The organism is Methanooceanicella nereidis (genome assembly GCF_021023085.1).
Taxonomy (GTDB): domain Archaea; phylum Halobacteriota; class Methanocellia; order Methanocellales; family Methanocellaceae; genus Methanooceanicella; species Methanooceanicella nereidis.
In genome coordinates this window covers 210,914-227,999 of record NZ_PGCK01000001.1, presented here as the reverse complement: position 1 = coordinate 227,999, position 17,086 = coordinate 210,914, and the positions used below count along the sequence as shown (strand labels likewise).

The 17,086-nt window shown below is 44.8% G+C and carries 22 protein-coding genes and 3 tRNA genes; 9 read left to right on the top strand and 16 right to left on the bottom strand.

Annotation, left to right across the window (positions count from 1 at the left end; translation table 11 throughout):
- Positions 1–300: 300 nt before the first annotated feature.
- Positions 301–1,224, bottom strand: coding sequence for an ornithine carbamoyltransferase (argF, locus tag CUJ83_RS01285; RefSeq protein WP_230739687.1), 924 nt, complete (start codon positions 1,222–1,224; stop codon positions 301–303).
- Positions 1,225–1,427: 203 nt separating this feature from the next.
- Here argF and CUJ83_RS01280 point away from each other — a divergent pair.
- The 3 genes from CUJ83_RS01280 to CUJ83_RS01270 all read left to right on the top strand — a co-directional run bounded on the left by CUJ83_RS01280 (position 1,428) and on the right by CUJ83_RS01270 (position 1,730).
- Positions 1,428–1,500 (top strand) — tRNA-Asn (locus tag CUJ83_RS01280).
- A 16-nt stretch (positions 1,501–1,516) separates the two neighbouring features.
- A tRNA-Ile gene (locus tag CUJ83_RS01275) sits at positions 1,517–1,591 on the top strand.
- A gap of 66 nt (positions 1,592–1,657) precedes the next feature.
- Positions 1,658–1,730, top strand: a tRNA-Phe gene (locus tag CUJ83_RS01270).
- Positions 1,731–2,737: 1,007 nt separating this feature from the next.
- Here CUJ83_RS01270 and CUJ83_RS01265 read toward each other — a convergent pair.
- On the bottom strand, positions 2,738–3,547 hold the full coding sequence (locus CUJ83_RS01265; protein ID WP_230739685.1) for an HFX_2341 family transcriptional regulator domain-containing protein: 810 nt from the start codon (positions 3,545–3,547) through the stop codon (positions 2,738–2,740).
- A 184-nt stretch (positions 3,548–3,731) separates the two neighbouring features.
- A complete protein-coding gene (locus tag CUJ83_RS01260) occupies positions 3,732–3,965 on the bottom strand; it encodes a hypothetical protein (protein WP_230739683.1) in 234 nt (77 codons plus the stop codon).
- A gap of 160 nt (positions 3,966–4,125) precedes the next feature.
- On the opposite strand from CUJ83_RS01260, the gene CUJ83_RS01255 reads away from it, so the two are divergent.
- The 3 genes from CUJ83_RS01255 to CUJ83_RS01245 are packed head-to-tail and all read left to right on the top strand — an operon-like array spanning position 4,126 to position 5,556.
- Positions 4,126–4,659 carry a hypothetical protein gene (locus CUJ83_RS01255; RefSeq protein ID WP_230739681.1) on the top strand — a complete coding sequence of 178 codons (534 nt, stop codon included), beginning with the start codon at positions 4,126–4,128 and terminating at the stop codon, positions 4,657–4,659.
- Positions 4,660–4,676: 17 nt separating this feature from the next.
- Positions 4,677–5,063 carry a TIR domain-containing protein gene (locus CUJ83_RS01250; protein WP_230739679.1) on the top strand — a complete coding sequence of 129 codons (387 nt, stop codon included), beginning with the start codon at positions 4,677–4,679 and terminating at the stop codon, positions 5,061–5,063.
- Between the two features lies 1 nt (position 5,064).
- Positions 5,065–5,556: a RipA family octameric membrane protein gene (locus CUJ83_RS01245; RefSeq protein ID WP_230739677.1), complete on the top strand. Its 492-nt coding sequence runs from the start codon at positions 5,065–5,067 to the stop codon at positions 5,554–5,556.
- Between the two features lie 147 nt (positions 5,557–5,703).
- Here the strand turns inward: CUJ83_RS01245 and CUJ83_RS01240 are convergent, their stop codons facing one another.
- Both CUJ83_RS01240 and CUJ83_RS01235 read right to left on the bottom strand, forming a co-directional pair.
- Positions 5,704–6,477, bottom strand: a complete 774-nt coding sequence (locus CUJ83_RS01240; RefSeq protein ID WP_230739675.1) for a hypothetical protein — start codon at positions 6,475–6,477, stop codon at positions 5,704–5,706.
- A 321-nt stretch (positions 6,478–6,798) separates the two neighbouring features.
- Positions 6,799–7,164: a hypothetical protein gene (locus CUJ83_RS01235; protein WP_230739673.1), complete on the bottom strand. Its 366-nt coding sequence runs from the start codon at positions 7,162–7,164 to the stop codon at positions 6,799–6,801.
- Positions 7,165–7,794: 630 nt separating this feature from the next.
- Here CUJ83_RS01235 and CUJ83_RS01230 point away from each other — a divergent pair.
- Positions 7,795–8,508, top strand: coding sequence for a hypothetical protein (locus tag CUJ83_RS01230; RefSeq protein ID WP_230739671.1), 714 nt, complete (start codon positions 7,795–7,797; stop codon positions 8,506–8,508).
- Between the two features lie 54 nt (positions 8,509–8,562).
- On the opposite strand, the gene tmk is transcribed toward CUJ83_RS01230, so the two are convergent.
- The 9 genes from tmk to CUJ83_RS01185 form a co-directional block, all read right to left on the bottom strand.
- A complete protein-coding gene (tmk, locus tag CUJ83_RS01225; protein ID WP_230739669.1) occupies positions 8,563–9,297 on the bottom strand; it encodes a dTMP kinase in 735 nt (244 codons plus the stop codon).
- Between the two features lie 10 nt (positions 9,298–9,307).
- A complete protein-coding gene (locus tag CUJ83_RS01220) occupies positions 9,308–10,045 on the bottom strand; it encodes a dTMP kinase (protein ID WP_230739667.1) in 738 nt (245 codons plus the stop codon).
- 91 nt (positions 10,046–10,136) lie between these two features.
- Positions 10,137–11,657: a Ppx/GppA phosphatase family protein gene (locus tag CUJ83_RS01215; protein WP_230739665.1), complete on the bottom strand. Its 1,521-nt coding sequence runs from the start codon at positions 11,655–11,657 to the stop codon at positions 10,137–10,139.
- A gap of 175 nt (positions 11,658–11,832) precedes the next feature.
- Positions 11,833–12,327 (bottom strand): phosphohistidine phosphatase SixA, encoded by a 495-nt coding sequence (sixA, locus tag CUJ83_RS01210; protein WP_230739663.1) that lies wholly within the window; start codon positions 12,325–12,327, stop codon positions 11,833–11,835.
- A gap of 217 nt (positions 12,328–12,544) precedes the next feature.
- Entirely contained in the window at positions 12,545–12,940 is a 396-nt protein-coding gene (locus CUJ83_RS01205; protein WP_230739661.1) for a response regulator, read from the bottom strand.
- A gap of 166 nt (positions 12,941–13,106) precedes the next feature.
- The gene (locus CUJ83_RS01200) at positions 13,107–13,508 is read right to left on the bottom strand and encodes a GIY-YIG nuclease family protein (RefSeq protein WP_230739659.1); all 402 of its coding nucleotides are present in this window, start codon (positions 13,506–13,508) and stop codon (positions 13,107–13,109) included.
- Positions 13,509–13,523: 15 nt separating this feature from the next.
- A complete protein-coding gene (locus tag CUJ83_RS01195; RefSeq protein WP_230739657.1) occupies positions 13,524–14,024 on the bottom strand; it encodes a peptidase in 501 nt (166 codons plus the stop codon).
- Positions 14,025–14,139: 115 nt separating this feature from the next.
- Complete coding sequence (locus CUJ83_RS01190; protein WP_369423856.1) at positions 14,140–14,763, bottom strand: protein-L-isoaspartate O-methyltransferase; 624 nt, start codon at positions 14,761–14,763, stop codon at positions 14,140–14,142.
- A gap of 11 nt (positions 14,764–14,774) precedes the next feature.
- Positions 14,775–15,446, bottom strand: coding sequence for an HVO_0476 family zinc finger protein (locus CUJ83_RS01185; protein ID WP_230739655.1), 672 nt, complete (start codon positions 15,444–15,446; stop codon positions 14,775–14,777).
- 56 nt (positions 15,447–15,502) lie between these two features.
- On the opposite strand from CUJ83_RS01185, the gene CUJ83_RS01180 reads away from it, so the two are divergent.
- Both CUJ83_RS01180 and CUJ83_RS01175 read left to right on the top strand, forming a co-directional pair.
- A complete protein-coding gene (locus CUJ83_RS01180; protein WP_230739653.1) occupies positions 15,503–15,958 on the top strand; it encodes a DUF371 domain-containing protein in 456 nt (151 codons plus the stop codon).
- 9 nt (positions 15,959–15,967) lie between these two features.
- A complete protein-coding gene (locus CUJ83_RS01175; RefSeq protein ID WP_230739651.1) occupies positions 15,968–16,390 on the top strand; it encodes a hypothetical protein in 423 nt (140 codons plus the stop codon).
- A 4-nt stretch (positions 16,391–16,394) separates the two neighbouring features.
- On the opposite strand, the gene CUJ83_RS01170 is transcribed toward CUJ83_RS01175, so the two are convergent.
- Complete coding sequence (locus CUJ83_RS01170) at positions 16,395–16,826, bottom strand: hypothetical protein (RefSeq protein ID WP_230739649.1); 432 nt, start codon at positions 16,824–16,826, stop codon at positions 16,395–16,397.
- Positions 16,823–17,068, bottom strand: a complete 246-nt coding sequence (locus CUJ83_RS01165; protein WP_230739647.1) for a hypothetical protein — start codon at positions 17,066–17,068, stop codon at positions 16,823–16,825. The genes CUJ83_RS01170 and CUJ83_RS01165 overlap by 4 nt, the downstream gene beginning before the upstream one ends.
- Positions 17,069–17,086 lie beyond the last annotated feature (18 nt).

Below are 17,086 nucleotides of genomic sequence, written 5' to 3'. Positions count from 1 at the left end.
GTTAGCAGTTTTGTGTTCCTTGTTTGCCTTTGTGCGCTTTGTGGTTAGCAGTTTTGTGTTCCTTGTTTGCCTTTGTGCGCTTTGTGGTTAGCAGTTTTGTGTTCCTTGTTTGCCTTTGTGCGCTTTGTGGTTAGCAGTTTGGTGTTCCTTGTTCGCCTTTGTGCGCTTTGTGGTGAAGAGAAATGATTTATGATGTCTTTTATAATAATAAATCCAGATAAGCAGAATATGGGCAGATAAAGGGCTTATAAAAATACTATGGTATCCCCGGAAAAAATTGTGGGTATGAAAATACCCGACTTAATCAGTTTTAATGTCTTTGGAAACTAAGAGCTTTAGTATCAGCGCTTTTTGCGAATGCAGCCTGTTCTCTGCCTGTTCGAAAATGGCCGAGTTTTTGCTTCTTATCGCTTCGTCGGTTATCTCTTCGCCGCGATGTGCAGGCAGGCAATGCAGCACTATGCAGTCTTCTTTTGCCAGCCTTATGAGATCCATATTGATCTGGTAGCTCCTTAGATCGTCCATGCGCTTCTCTCTTTCGGATTCGCATCCCATGGATACCCATACGTCCGTATACAGGACATCCGCGTTCCTGACAGCCTCTTTTGGGTCCCTGACGATCTTTATGTTCCCTTCCATGGCCCTGGCCCTGTTTACAACGCCTTCATCAGGCTCGTAGCCCTCCGGGCATGCCACTACCATTTCCATGCCTGTGATAGCCGCTGCGAGTATGAGTGAGTTGCAGACATTGTTGCCGTCGCCTACCCATACGAACTTTAGGTCCTTAAAGTCGCCTTTTTTCTCCCTTATCGTCATCAGGTCGGCCAGTGCCTGGCATGGGTGCTCAAAGTCGGTAAGGCCGTTTATGACCGGCACTCTTGCGTGATGTGCAAGCTTTATCACTGACTCGTGGCTGTTGGCCCTTATCATTATGCCGTGTGCGTAACTCGATAATATTCTGGCAGTATCTTCCAGTGTCTCGCCTCTGCCTAACTGCATCGAGGACGGGTCCAGGTATAACGCATGACCTCCAAGGTCTGTCATACCCACCTCAAACGATACTCTTGTCCTTGTCGATGACTTTTCGAATATCATGGCGAGGCTTTTATTTCTCAGGTAGTCGGTTATGACCCCTTCTTTGCGCTTCTTTTTAAGGTCATCCGCTTTGTCGAGGACATCCATTATATCCCCGTATGTCAGATCTGCTATCGATATTACGTGCATCCTACCACTGATTTCCTATATTTTTTATGTTTTTACTTTAGCCCTACTCCTAATAAACCTATCTTTTATGTGCATTATTGTTGATTGTTGTGTATTCGGGGATAATGATTTGAGCGGCAAATAAATATGTATTTGTATTAATATCGGTGACCGTTAATTATATATACGATACAGGGTAGTATAGGTTCTTGCAATCCCGTATTGCCGCCATAACTCAGTTGGTAGAGTGGCTGGCTGTTAACCAGCATGTCACAGGTTCGAGTCCTGTTGGCGGCGCTTCAATCACACATAAGGGGCTGTAGCTTAGCCAGGTCAGAGCGCCCGGCTCATAACCGGGCGGCCATGGGTTCGAATCCCCTCAGCCCCATTAACTATCCTTTTTTTTGGGGGATAGTTTGAAATATCTGTGCTTGTATATTTGTTGTATATATAGGCCCTGTTAGCTCAGTTGGGAGAGCGCCAGACTGAAGATCTGGATGTCGCTGGTTCAAGTCCGGCACAGGGCATTTTCTATTAATATTTCTGAATTATCTTTACTCTGCTTTTTAATAAAAAATATTTGTAACTCCGAAGGAGTTGCTATAGATAAAAGTTTTTGAAAGGCTAACGGAAAACTTTTTTCAAAAAGTTTTCCTGTGAAATCTAAATTTAATTTCTAAACTTGTACTTTTTTGTTTTTTCTTTATCCCTTATCAAGCATAATAGTCTATAGTACTATTTATTTTAGTTTTTATTAGTGTGTGTTATGAATATTGGATATAACCTTCTAGTCCTTATAACAATTATATTACTAGTAACTCTTCTCTGTGGATGTACAGGATCAACTGTAGTTACACCTTCTGTGACTCTGATTCTACCGATACACCAATTATAATTCCCGTATCTACACCCGTCACAAGTGATGTGATAAGCGGAATGTCAATTGATTCCAATTTTAATAGTATAACCAGATTATAAAGTTACATTATGAGGGGTAAGGTATAATGCAGCTACTCGAAAACATGAAGATTAAAAAATAGCTGACTTATCTAATAATCCTCAATATTCTAATGATGGGTTAAATGCAGCTATAGGGATGTTTACGTTTAAAAATATGCCTTTTGGCTTTTATAATGTAATTGTATAAAGTGAAGATAATTGGTTATTATTTCATGATAAAGGTTTACTAATAAAACAGGGTACAATTAATAATAGGGTAGGATCAATTAATTTCACAAATGAAATGCAAACTTGTAATATGGCTTTACATGGAGTACAAGTTAGGAAGCCGACAATAACAATTACTATACTAATTTACTATTTGCTCATCACCAATACGCAATGTTTTTGTTGGTCGATTATCATAACCTATTGAAGATCGTTAGCACCTTAACCTATTTTATGACCCCTCATTTACCCTAGAATTTACATTTTTAAGATATAATTTAATAAGCAAGCATAATATATACATTTTATAACTAATATTTTATTATTTTATAATATTTTCATAATGGTAAGGACGTATTGATGACCATTATGATGATAATGACGGAAAATTTTCTGTGTATTCGCCGATTAAACATGCGGCGTAACTTCCCTTATCTGTTATCTTGATAATCTTCTTCCTACCCCTCTTCTCGACTTCGATGTAGTTGTTATGCTCTAGGTCCCTAAGCAGTCCCATATTGATTCTGACAAGTTTATTATTGAGCGTTCGCTCCTTGCCCTTGATTGCCTCGTTCAAGTCATCGAAACCTGGCAGCTTCCTCTCTTCAATCATTTTTATTATATCGTTCGTCGTCATCTCACCCTTACGGTAGAGTTCTGCAAGGAATATCCCCTTGGCACCTGTGGGGATGTCGATAGTAAAGTTCGTGAGGATAGAGTAGTTGGGCTTCTCGACAATTGAAAGACCGTGCTCAATGATCGCTTTGCCCTCTGTCGGATAATCATCGGCTTTAACATAATAGACCTTTACGTCGTGGTACATGGCCGCCAATGTTGAAGCGACTGATGATAGCCTGCCGGCGGCGCACATGTTCACGTAGACGATATTTTTCTCCAGCTTTTCCTTCAGTATAATGCCACTTACAGCCTTTAACAGTTCGAGGACATCGAATATCTCGGTTTCAACGAGTACAACGCTGATGCCCATGTCCTCCAACTGCACTTTAACAGTGCTGAGGAAGTGGCCTGGGTCCTTCGCACGGGCATCGCCTTTCTTTGTGGGCAGAGCATTTCCCCTGTATAACAGGTATACTCGGTTTGCCCTAAGCTTTTCAAACGGTTTTATAACACGGTCGATTTCGAACCCCAAAGGTACAATGTGTACGATCTCTTCCACGTTTACACCTCATGTAGTATTTTAAAAACATTAACGTTATACACTTTAATGACTATATTAAGTCAATAATCTTTAAGCTATCGGCTGTCAACATGGTTGTCGTGCAAGAAAACGTAACCCTTCCAATTAATTTGATCAAGAAGACTTTAGGTGCTATCCCGAATCCTGAATTCAATAACATCCTTCATTGCCCGCATGCTATATCATCGGAATATCCCTCGTTCTTAGCGGTAACACCAGTCGTGAAGCTCGGGGAAACAGCGACGTACCTGCCCTGGAAGTACATCCCATGCACTGCCATCGCTGTACGTTTACAGGACTTGCTTCGGGAAAATGGGAGGGAGTTCAACCGCATTTTCCACGACATCATCAGGACTGGTAACATACGGGAGTACCTGGATTGTCCCAGCAGTGTCAAGATAGTTTTGTCCTCGGTTATGCGCGATAAACTCATAGCCAGAAGTACCGTCGACACTTATGTCGAGGCAGTCAAGGCACTCGGCCCAGACTTCTATATGACGCCGGACGGCGAAACCTATGAGGGTGAGATGCGGCGGAGCGCCATGGAGATTGAAAGGATGCTCCGGTGGACCGGCGAGATCATAAAGCGATGTAGAGACAGCACTCCGTTGGGTCTTGTCAAAGGCTCTAATACACATCAAATTACGGGACACGCGGACATCCTGGCTAATATGGGCGTGTGCTGTATGGTCTTCCACACGGGAGACTTTCTCCACAGAAGCACCCTTGAGGAGGTCCGGAGGGCAAGGCATTATGTCAGAGAGATAAAGCAGAGAGGTTACAATCTATTGCTCTATGGCATAGGCCCGAGTAATTTTGTAAAGTTTTCAAATGCGGATGGCTTCATCACTCAAAGCCACTATGTCAGCGCTTTCTACGGAAAGGAATACAAGAACGGTAAATGGGTCCAACACGACAAGGGCGACATCAGCCTGATAATGAAAAATTTGGTAAGGATTGACCTGAAGGCCAGGCAAATAAAAAATAACGGAGGATTAAAGAAATGGGTGGAGGTTTCAGACGGGACAGAGAGTCCCATGCGACAAGATACTCACAAGATGGCGGTAGCAGTACCGCAAATCGGACAATAACTAGCTACGGGAAGACCATGAAGCCCAGGGTCTTCATCAGTTTCCACGTCGAGGATGAGGCACAAGTGGATCTCCTGAGGAGCCAGGCAAAGGACCCAAGGTTCCCAGTAGAGTTCACCGACTACTCTGTTAAGGAACCATTCGATGAGAAATGGAAGACACAGTGCACGGAGCGGATTAGACAGAGTTCAGCCCTAGTGGTCATGATAGGGCAGGAGACCGCGTCGCGTGAGGCGGTCCTATGGGAGATTAACAAGGCGTATGAACTGGGAAAACCCGTGATAGGTGTGAGGATATACCGGGACGAAAACCACCGGGTACCCCAGCCCCTGAAGGATCATGGTGCTAGAGTCATACCTTGGAACACCGCAAAACTTCAAGTTTGGCTGGAGGAACAGGGATAACATGGCAGATAAAGAAACACAGATGCTGGAAACTGGGGGTGAAACAATAATTGATGCATCAAAGACGGTAAACCCAACACTATTCGAGCAGTACAAAATCATGGTGGCAACCACAAGTGAAGTAACGAAGAATAGGCAGACCACTAATAGCTTCTACGTTGCGGTGAACACATTTCTCATTGCCGCAATGGGCCTGATTAAGAACCTTCCACAATATGGTGTCATACTAATATCAATAACGGGCATGGTCGTGTGCACATTCTGGTTCATGAACATTGCCTCGTACAGAAACCTGAATCACGCTAAGTTCCAGGTGATACACGAGATGGAAAGGGAGCTACCCGTACAAATGTTCAGTCAGGAAGAAGCGGTATACAAAAAATTACGTCATATCCCATTCACAAAGATTGAATGTAGCGCTCCCTTTTTGATAGGGATAATATACTCCGTAATCATCATATTGCAAATTTTACAGTTAGTCGGATTAGTATAGGCGCAAGACCGTGATAATATTGATATCTACGCATCCCTTCGCTCTCTCACTTCGTTCGTTCGCTCCGGGCAGACCTTAAATGTCTCGCCGACCGCGTTTTATTTTGGATCAACTGAATGTAAAAAATATTTAAAGTTTTAATATCATCTAAACGTAATTATACCTGAAATCGATCATCGTCGCCGGGAAACTATTCCTGTCATGCTCGGCTTTCCAGCATGCCACTGCAATGCTCCTGAACCGGCTATAATCCGCGACGTCCGGGTACATTTGTCCTTCATCATCCGCTTCCCCGAGGTATCCCAGCAGGGCGGGCAATTTATCGATGAACCTGGATATCCCCTTATTATACCACTCTCTTGTCCCGGTGTCGTTCGCATCCAGCTTTCCGGTTTGCTCGAGTATTGCAAGGTTAGTGAATAGGTCTTTCTTCGATATGAATATCAGCTCATTTGTCTTCTTTATCGTGTCCTGGTCCTTAACGCAGATCTCAATAAAAGACAATTCTTTACCTGCATCCTTTATCGAAGAAGGCATGTTTAAAAGCGACTTTATTGGGTCATTATACAGGGCGTCCATCAGCATGGACCTGAACGAACTGCCGACATCAGTCTGATCGATGATTATTTCGATGGGCGAAGAATCCGTATTATTTTTCGAATAGGTCTCCAGTGCCCTTTTTAAAGCATTGACGTATTCGGGGAGCCTTGTCTTCGGCTCAAGGTGTTCCAGGTGATAGATCTTATATGCTGGTACGGGGTTCAGCTTTCCTTCAAAGGCCAGTGCTCGTTCCAGGTCAGGGTTTCCGGAAAATTGGGAATTGATGAAAGTCGACGAGTACTTTTGGTGCTCTCTTTTTATCAGGCACAAAGCGCCTCTACGGTCAAGCCGTCCCGGGTATATGCCGATGTAGTAATTCATTATGTTCAGTCCGCCTTAAATGGTTACTAGATTAGTATCAGTATATGTCTATAAGCTATAAAATCATTTTACATGGCAGAAATGATAATGTGCAGAAAATCGCTTTACAGTAGGACCGGAAATCTTAAAGCGACCGACATGGCATTCGGATAGTTTGATCAGTGATTGCCATGTTGCTCAAATTTTTTAAAATTCGATAGTTCTCAAAACTACTTATCCGGTCTCGAACTTAAAACGGTTTTTTGAAAGAACATTAATACTATGGATAGAGGGGGTGGTGTCCCCCCTATCTCTGGTTCTCTCCGCCTATATCGCGGTTATCTAATATAGCCCGGGTATCGGGCATCCTCCTATCCCTAAGAACGGATAACCTATGGCAGTGGTCTCACGGGTATGCGCGAACTCGGTATGAGTCATTACCTGTGATCTGCTGCTGACCTGAGTTATGGACGGGAACGAGAACCCGCGCCCTCCATAAAACGGCGCTCCTCCACCCCAGTTGATGTCCACGAACTCAAACTCGTTGGCTTCTGCGGTGTCCCTGCAGAAATATGTGGACTCAGAGTCCTGAAAAACGTTCGGGAAGCCGTACTGTATCGGTGTCATATAGGCTCCTGCCGGCAGGGCCATGGCTATAACGGCCATGATAAGCGCTAAAGCTATCCAGCGTCTTCTAACCTTAAACATACTCCATCCCCCCTATGATTTAATAAATGTGACTTGTCGATTTATGTATTATCGGAAAATATAACGAAAGAGGGACATTTAAAATCGATTAAAGACATAAAGAAGCCGCTTATCAACGCTCTTTTTTGCTAATTCTCTTCAGGGCAGTTTGGCCGATCGATAGCTTAAAACGGACCGGATATTATCTATTGGATCCTATACCATTGTACATTAACAGGTTGGTAATATATCATTTTATTTGACGATATTAAACTGATTAATACTTTTATATGCAAAATTTCAAAAAGACCAATAAACGTATATACAAGAAAATATAACAATATTTTATGTTACATAGTCTTTATGTCGGGGGGCTCAAAAGACTATGTAACATGCGTGGCATCGAATGCTGATATTTTTCATAATTTGCATTTAGCGTAGTATATCCCATATACTCATACACTACAGGTCCAGGCCCATAATGGCCAAAGCCCGTCTGATCTTATTCAAGCGATATTTAATTCAGTATCGGGGTCCGGGCAATGGACGATACCTCAAAATATGCATAATATTCATTTTTTATCCGTTTATTTGTTAAATTATTAAAATAATAATATTAAATGATAAGACATATCTTAGCAGGGGGAATCAATGAAGGATGTATCAATGCACCGGCTTTTGCTTGTTTCGCTCATCACTGCTGGCATCCTGCTTTCTTCATGTTGTATCGGCCAGGACATAAAGCAGTCCATAAATGAAAAAACCGGCATCGGAATGTCAGATCCTTCGACCGGTAATATCAAGCCTGCAATATCTACATTAGAGCCGGGAAAATTCATATTTCTCGAACATACGATAATGTCCCGAAAATGTTCCGATAGCTCAGGATATGACGGTAAAATAGAAAGAACGCCCATTATGGCGGAATATTCCTACGATAGGGCGGCAAATATGTTAAAAGTGCCATTCTCGACAGGGGCCACAGGGAACCTGAAAGTCATCCTTGGCGAGAAACAGGATGACATCTATGCCGTATATCCCGGACAGACAAGAAGTTCGCATACCGGCAATCTGGAATACGTTTACGATCTGCCCTGCAGTTGTAAAGGGATCAAAGTCGAGAATATCGGCGCGGACGGTACGGCATATATCGAGTATAACGGTAAATATATCACACTGAGGCCTGGCGAAGAATGGACGGATACAAAGACATATGACGATCCGTTGAATGGCGCAGGAGGCATGACAGTCAAACAATGCATAGATGACCGTATAGTCAATCACGGCATCATGGACGGGTCTTGCGTGGTAGCTGAAAGGTCGTGGCCAGCTCCGATGACGGATATGTTCGGGATCTACGGTTAAAGCAATAAAAACAGAGAACCCGGAAATCAATGTTCCGGGAATTCATTTATTTATTCAGTTAGCTTTTTTTGCCTTCGCCTTAGGGGCCGCTTTTTTACTCTCCAGCAGTTCATCCACTCTATCCCGGATGTACTTCTGGATCTCATCAACGGTCCTTGAGCCATCGATCACATCGAAGCCGTACTCAAGCGACAGCGTCGCATACTCGTCCTTTAGCTGCGACTGGTACTTGGTGAAGCTCTCGAACATGTCGCTCGACAGGCAAACGTCCATGCCTGATTCCCAGTAGTCCAGCTGGCCGTATTTTAGCAGCGCGCGATGAAGGAGGGTCTCGGGGTCGACATTCATATAGAATATCTTATCCGGTACAAGGGCAAAGCTGAAAAGCTCCTGCAGCCACTCTTTGTCCGCCCCTCTTACCAGGTCTCTGACCATCAGCGTAAATATATACCTGTCCGCCAGCACTATGAACCCTGCTTTTAAAGCAGGTATGATCTTGTTTTCCAGCTGGTCGGCGAAATCAGTCGCATACATCAGGCTGAGCGTAGTCTTGCCCAGCGTATTGCCGCCTTTTGCCTCTTCTATGGCTTCGCCTACAAGGCCTGAGCGCCGCAGTCCTGTATCCAGTACGCCGTGCCCGCTGGCTTCCAGGTACTCTTTTAGCAGGGCGATCTGTGTCGATCTGCCCGAACAGTCCGCGCCCTCAATGACTATGAGCTTTCCGCTCAGATGCTTTTTGTTAAGCTTCAGGTATGGCAGGCCTGTGCCGTAAAATAGATTATCCGTCATCTCACCGCTCCTAATAATCCGTCACCGGGGTGACAAGCCTTGAACTAAGCCCCTGTGCACAGCTTATAGGCGACTTATATCCTACAAGCGATCTTTTCACGATCTTACGCATCTCCTGCTGCTGCTCTTCGATGGTCTTTGTCGCGTCCATTACAGTGAAACCTTCTCTACCGGCCATATTATCATATTGCTGCTTGATGATGCCCTGGAATAATTTGAAGCTCTCGACGGGGTCGCTCGATAATCCCAGGTCCATACCTGCCTCGTGATATTTTAGCTCGGTCCTGCCTGTGAGTATGCGGCTTAACGATACGTCCAGAGGGGCTTTAAAGTAAAACCCTATCGTCGGCTTTAACGCAAAATCATAAAGGTTCCTGCACCATTCGGGGTCGCATCCGCGTGCTATGTCACGGGCATATGCCGTATACACATACCTGTCCGCAAGCACGATGTGGCCGGCGCGAAGATGCGGGAGTATAAGTTTTTCATACCTGTCGGCAAAATCGCATGCATGAATGAGACTGAACGTAGTGGGCGTAAGAAGGTTCTTACGCTTTGCTTTCTTCGTATATTTCTTTAAAAGGTCCGATGAGTTCCATTCCGAAAAGAAGACATAATAGCCTTCGCTTTCAAGCCATTTTTTTAATAGGTACAGCTGTGTGCTTTTACCCGAGCCGTCACAGCCCTCGACGATAAATAATTTGCCAGGATAACTTTTTTTAAGTCCAAGTCCACGAACTTTCTTCATTAAGATCACTTAATATTGGATTGATATTCGTATAAAAACTTGCTTACGGTGTCATTTAAAAATCATTTCGCCGCATATATCTCTCTATATATTATGGGCTGTTGTTACAGCCTTTTATTATAAGCTCACATTCGAATGCTTTCTTAAAGTAGGGGATAACATTCGAAGCCGTATCAAGCTCCACAGAGATATCTCCGCTGAATATCGGCTCCATCGTTACTTTATTCCTTGATGTCTCAAAATTGACGCCAGTGACCCTGCCTCTTTTACTTCTGTCAAGGCTGTCCGAAAGGGCCAGGATCACGCCAAGCTTCTTTAGCGCTTTGTTCTCGTCCTTGTTCAATATCATATCAAGCACGGCTGAACGGTTCTTTACCCCTCCGGCACCATAGTATGCGGCTACAAGGGCTGTCTTGTACGTATCCATATGGCTGAACCCGAATATCCTGCTGTTGCGAATATTATAGAACGTATTGTTGAAGCGGTTCTGAAAATCATAATAGTACCCGGATGCATGCAGCATCGACGCTGCCCACAGGATCTTCAGGCAGCTTTCCGGAAGGTCATGTACGGGTTTTAGATTTTCAAAGACGCTTTTCGAAAGCCCGTACACTCTTTGGGAATGAGCGCGATCAAGCCCGTAGAGCTTTGAGAGGTTATCTACGCTGAACTCTGTCACATCATTTACGACAGGCTCTTTCAGGAAATGGTTGAAAAATATGCCATCCCTGAGCCCGTGAGATGATACGCGTACACTGGAGACCTTCAGATACCTTATCAAAGTGTTTATCGCACATATGCCGCCCATTATGATGTCCGCTCTGTCCCTTGAAAGCCCCGGAACGTCCATCCTCTCGTTTAAACCCGTCTTTTTAAGCCTGGTAAAGATCACTGATATTTCCTGAGGCGATATGACATAGTTATGAAGGTCGTCGAACGGGTAATCTATGGCCCGCTGGTGGATCTTTGCTATCGTCCTTACGGTCCCTCCGACTCCCACAAGCTCGTATCCCGTATACGAGTTTAACCATGGTACATGCCTGAAGTTATTCATAAGAAAGCTCGAAAGGTCGTTAAACTGGGAGTCAGACGGCTTATTAATGTCAAGGAACCTTTCCGTCAGCGTTAAAGCACCGAAAGGAAGGCTCGTGAATTCTACCGGCCTCCTATCCCTGATGGCTGTGATCTCCATGCTGCCCCCGCCAAGGTCAAGTATGATGCCGTTTTTGATGTCGATCGTATTGATCACGCCCAGGTAGCCCATATACGATTCTTCCTGGCGAGATAGGACCTTGAATTCGATGCCTGTTTCTGCCTTGATCATATCCAGCACATAGCTCTGGTTATTCGACTCTCTTACCGCCGCCGTCGCCATCGCTATGATCCTGTCAACGTTCTGGTATTCGCAAATGTTCTTGAAGATCTTCACGGCTTTTACCGCTCTGTTAATGGCTGCCGGCTTAATGATCCCGTCCGGCATCAGGTTCTCGGCGAGCCTGATATTCTCCTTTGATTCTTCCACCAGGCGATAAGCGCCGCTATCCAGCACTTCAACAATGAGCATGCGGGTCGTATTCGACCCCAGGTCGATGATGGCTTGTTTTTCTGTCATGGGCGTTGATGATAAAAGTTCAGGCTATAGGCTTCTACAAGAATGTGATAATAAATATTATTGTTTATGGTATTATGTGTTATCTGCCATCTATTTTAGATAATGCCTGCATATCATACAATGACTATATTTAAAATAGCATTTCCGTTAAGGCTTTTAAGTAGCTTTATCATTTTCAGTCCATGAACTGTTTCGGGCCCATAAGCCATAACAATTTAGCCTTTCCCGGTATGATCATTCCATCGATCTCAAGCAATGCGACACCGCTCTTTTTCATCTCCACGAAAGAGCTCTTGCTCCTGGAAAGGCAATACGATATGAAACCGCTGAGGAACGGCTCATGCCCGACTATGGCTACTTTTTCCGCGCCTTCGGTCCTGTTCAGGTATTCGATCAGGTCCTCATAACTGCTTCCCGGCTTTAAGTAATCTGTCAAAGCTATCTCCTCCCGGTCCGAGCAATACCGGCTCACGATCTCTGCCGTCTGAACGGCCCGCGTCAGGGGGCTGGAGACTATCCTGTCAAAAAATATCTCCCGGTCCTTAAGTGTCTTTGATATGAGCCTGACCTTTTCCCTGCCTTTTTTTGTCAGCTCTCTGGATTCATCGCCGCCGCCTGCCGGGGATATCATCTCTGCTATGCCATGTCTAATTACGTAGAGCTCATTCATGATCGCTACACCCGCATATCAAGCGTATATTTATTAATTTAATTAATATTTAATATAAATGTATTCGTGTCATTCTACAAATCGATGATCTTAGAAATTTTCCTTAATGATGTGGTATTGATAATAAAGCCCGTTGAAAAAAATAAAAAATAAATTATGTAATATCCGCTTGATACGGCCCATGGATGGTTAATGATATTGATCGCTTGCTATCTATTTACCTGGTTTCCATTGCACTGTGTATCGTGTTGGTCAATTTACGCATAGAGAATGGCTTATAAAGCACTCCGATGGCATTAACGCCTTCCATTCTACCGTCAAGGTTCCTGTCCACCGTAGCAAATAAAAACCTGGCTTTAGGGTCAATTTTCTGAATGTCTTTCGCAGTGTCCATTCCGGACGAGTTATAAAGCCTGTTGTCGATGATAAAAAGATCCGGCCTGTGGGCGCATCTCTTATATTCTTCCAGCGCTTTTTCCCCGTTCCTTGCTGTATATGCGACTGTATAACCTTCTGATTCTAGCACCATTTTGTACAGGAATTGTAGCTCAATATTGTCCTCAATGATCGCTATGTTGCCTTTGGATTCCATGACCTTGCCCCTTTGTCGCATGACTGAAAATCGCTGACATGAATATACAAGGAATTATATCTATATAAATTTTTCTTTAATTGTTAATAGAATATTTCATATTTTATCTTTCAAATAAATAATATTTTATTAAGCAATAGCTAAACTAAATAAATTTTATAATAAAAAAATAATTTAATTATCCTTCTTATATGCGATGAGATTCCCTGACGACTCTCATCATTACATCCATGTCATTGGAAAAATGCAGGTGGGAAAGACATTTACAATCGCTGCAGCCGAAACCGGATATCCTTGAAAGCACTCCGTCAATGCTTTCCGCCACGCTACATTCCGGCCTTGGCGAAGTTATTATGTCGATAACCTCGACGTATGGTAATAAATAGTCAATGTGCCATCTTCTTGTGGCGTTCTTGCCGGATGCCACGTTCAGGTGCCTTCGCACCCTCGCATATCCAGACCTGCCAAGGGCAGACCCTGTATATGCATAATAGCCTTCGTCAAAGTAGATGTCGCCTATAGCGCCCACCTTAAGCTTTTGGCCTTTCTTCAAATGCATGATTAGCGTATACGTGCCACGGCCTTCCACAGTAAATACCCGGTCTTACATTATCTGACCTGTCTCAATTATCTTACGGTTCAAAATAGAATGGCACTTTGAGCATAATGTATCCGGCTTTTTACGCGCCTCTTCAAGGGTGTTGGAAAATTGCATCACGCATCTGTTTTTACAATGCCTGAGGCCTAATATATGTCCGACTTCATGTATGGCCTCTTTTGCCACCATCTCCGGCGAGTCCAGCCTGAAGATCGAGACGACACCCGCGATATTATACATCGCCAGGCCGAACACAAAATTTACGTTCTCGCAATAAATATCCTCATCGACGACCCAGAGCGCATAGTCTGAAGTCATGCATCTTATGGTGTAGTCCAGCAGCGTATACGCATCGAATTGCCTTCTGTCCGGCTCCCACGCCTTATCGAACACCTCAAGCTTTCCCTTATCTTTTACATTAAGGCCCTTGAAAACCCTGCGAAGCTTATCCGTTACGATATTTTTAAATTGTTCGCTTCCGGCCGTGTAGAAAAGATCTAACTCCATCGTCACCACGAGTTAATAATTGAAGTTATGTCAGTTGATTAAGAAATAATTTATCTAATTAGTTTTGGGATTATTTGGCTTGCCAATGCCAGTTAAACCCTATCTGCGGACGGGGCTAAATGTATCTTCCCCTTTCCTTAAAACCGTATTTACCCACCATTGGCACAAAAGCCACCCCGCCCCTGTCATGCATGCGCACTTTGCCCTCTATCTTTTCGACAAGCACGAGCTCCTGGGTGTATTTGCCTACGGGTATGACCATTTTTCCATTTTCTTTTAACTGTTCTATAAGCGGCTCGGGGACCTTCGGCGCGGCACATGCCACGCTTATCCTGTCATAAGGGGCGAATTGCGCGAGCCCTTCGCTCCCGTCCGATACGAAAACTTCAACGTTATCATAGCCCAGTTCGCCGAGTATCGACCTGGCTCTTTCGGCAAGGTCAGCAAATCTTTCGACGGTGTATATCTTCCCCGGCTTCGCCAGCAATGACATCACGGCGGAATGGTACCCCAGGCCTGTTCCCACTTCCAGGACTTTCATGCCTTCGCGTATGTCCAGTACGTCGCACATCACAGCGACCATGCTGGGAGCCGATATCGTCTGTCCGTCACCGATCGACAGGGGCGTATCATAATAAGCTAGTTCTTCCTCATCCTCCGGCACGAACTTGTGCCTGGGGACAGCTTCGATGGCATCGAGTACCCTGCTGCTAATGCCTTCGAAGCCTAATCTCGATATTAGGTCTTTTCTCAGGTCTCGCGCGACGATCTCATTGAGCCCGATATCTTTCTTCCTCCTCTTACTCCTTTTCTCGAGCCGAACTTGCTTTCCGATACTATCTTTGAATATATTCTTTTAATATCCTTTGCCTTGGCTGTAGCGCCTTCCCTCTTCATCAGGGCGCCATCCCTTATCTTTATGTAGGATATCTTGACCTCATATCCCTTCACTTTTATCGTATCGCCTATCGTGAACTCGTAATCCCCGTTAACCTTATAATCGAGCGACTCGGTTATTTCGTGCTTCTGTACGGCAATTTTTACAATGACCTCGTCTATGGCCCTGGCCCAAATGGTGAGCACCTCTTCGGGCTTCGCTTTTTCCACTCTCTTACTGGTTTTTAGTTCCAGGGACTGGATACGTACGCCGCTGATCTCCTCGCCCGTGTCCACGACAAACTCGTCGCCTGCATGCAGGTATTCATCCGCGTCGACCTCTGTCTCCTGTACCGATGATTTATCCTGTCTGCTAACGATGACCTTTAGCTTAACAAATCTCTGCTTTTTTACCGGTATTACGTGTACGAGGCCGCATTCTTCGCATCTTACCCTGCCTTCGCTTTCCTTCAAAACAAGGTGAGCAACCGGCTCGTCCGGACTGCATGAAGGGCATTCTGCCTCTATTATCTCCATCTTTTCCATATCTTTTAAATCTCTCCGTTTCTTTTATGAGCCACCAGAGTACATATAGCCTGTGTATGCTTAAAGAAGTTATCCGTGCGCGAGGGCATAAAAATGTGACCGCGACACATCGTTCGACTTTCGAGATCACGAAGGACGAGGAAATATCGCCGTCCGCGGATTGTATTATAGCGGTGAGTGCTGACAGGTCCGTATCAGGGCTCAGCGATGGTTTCAGATCACTGCTGGCATGCGATGACGCTTTTATCACGGCGGTCATAACTTCCGGAGACCATTCCGATACCGTTACGGGTTGGGGATCAAAGGACATGACGCTGAGCGATACTCATAGCGCAGTTTTTCGTGTCAGTGATTTCGTATGCCCCAGGACGATCATGATATATGCGGATAAGCCTGCTTCGAGGCTCGACCGGGGTCTCGTATCGTCGCTTTCGGCTGGTAACGAGGTCACTATAGAGCTCACGGTGGAGAAAAGGGAACGTCCGAAGCCATCAATGGATATATTGTTCTAGGGGATATGCATGGACAAAGATAACACGGCGATAAATGGTACGCAAGATTTGGGATCGATGAAAAAAGAGCTTGAAGAGATCAAAGCGGAAAAGATGAGGCGCGAGCTTGAAGACATTAAAAAAGAGCGCATGAGGAGAGAGCTGGAAGAGATAAGATCGGAAAAAGCCCGTAATACAAAGGGCTATGTAAAGCCTGACACCGGCCTTCAAAAGGCATCGTCGCTTTCGATCTTGAACGTGATATTTGCCTCTCTTTCACTGATACTATCGGGTTACATACTGGGTATAATGTACGGCTTTGACATCGTGGAGAATGCGAACGGGTTTTTGACCGGCTTATCTTTACCCGCAATAGGGGAGATATTGCTGCTGATACTTGTGGCGGTGCTTATATTGCTCGGCGCCGGCCTGATAACGATATCAAAAAAATGACCTGTTAAAATTTCAATACGAGCCTGTCTATTACGACGCTCAATATAAGGCAAACTGCGAACCCTGTGATAAGAGTGTCCGTTTCCAGTTCAAGCATACCGTCATACAGGTAAAAGACGCCGCACATGATCGATACGAGGAACATGGTCAGACCCATAGCTATCGCGGCCCCTCCTATAAGGGCAGGTGCCTGAGCCATGCCCGACCTTTCCAGAAGCACGGCCGAAGCTATGAACGAGAGTGCGAACACGACCAGGATGATCGCTGTAGATACCGGCAGCTCATGAGCACTGTTCGGATCAAAAAGGTACATGAAGCCAAAAGCCATCAGCATCATGGTCAATGACATGGCGAACGATGTAAGGAACGCTCTCGCAAGCTGATTCTGAACGCCGGACCTGTCATTAAGGCTAAACAGTGTAAATTCCTCCGTCAACCTTTCACGAACTTATACATTATCGCCATGACGCCGATGAACATGCATACAATTAAGAACGTGAAGTATAGCGCGCCTTCTCCTTCAAATAACGTGGCCGCCGAATCCAGGAGCGATACCGCAACGCCGCCTGTAGCGGGGCTTAACAGGTAATCGCCGTGGAAAGCAAGATAATCGACTGCCAGTATGGTTAATATTATTATCCCTATGATAACTGCCATAAACCTGGTGAACGCTGACATAATGGTCGCTAGTATATT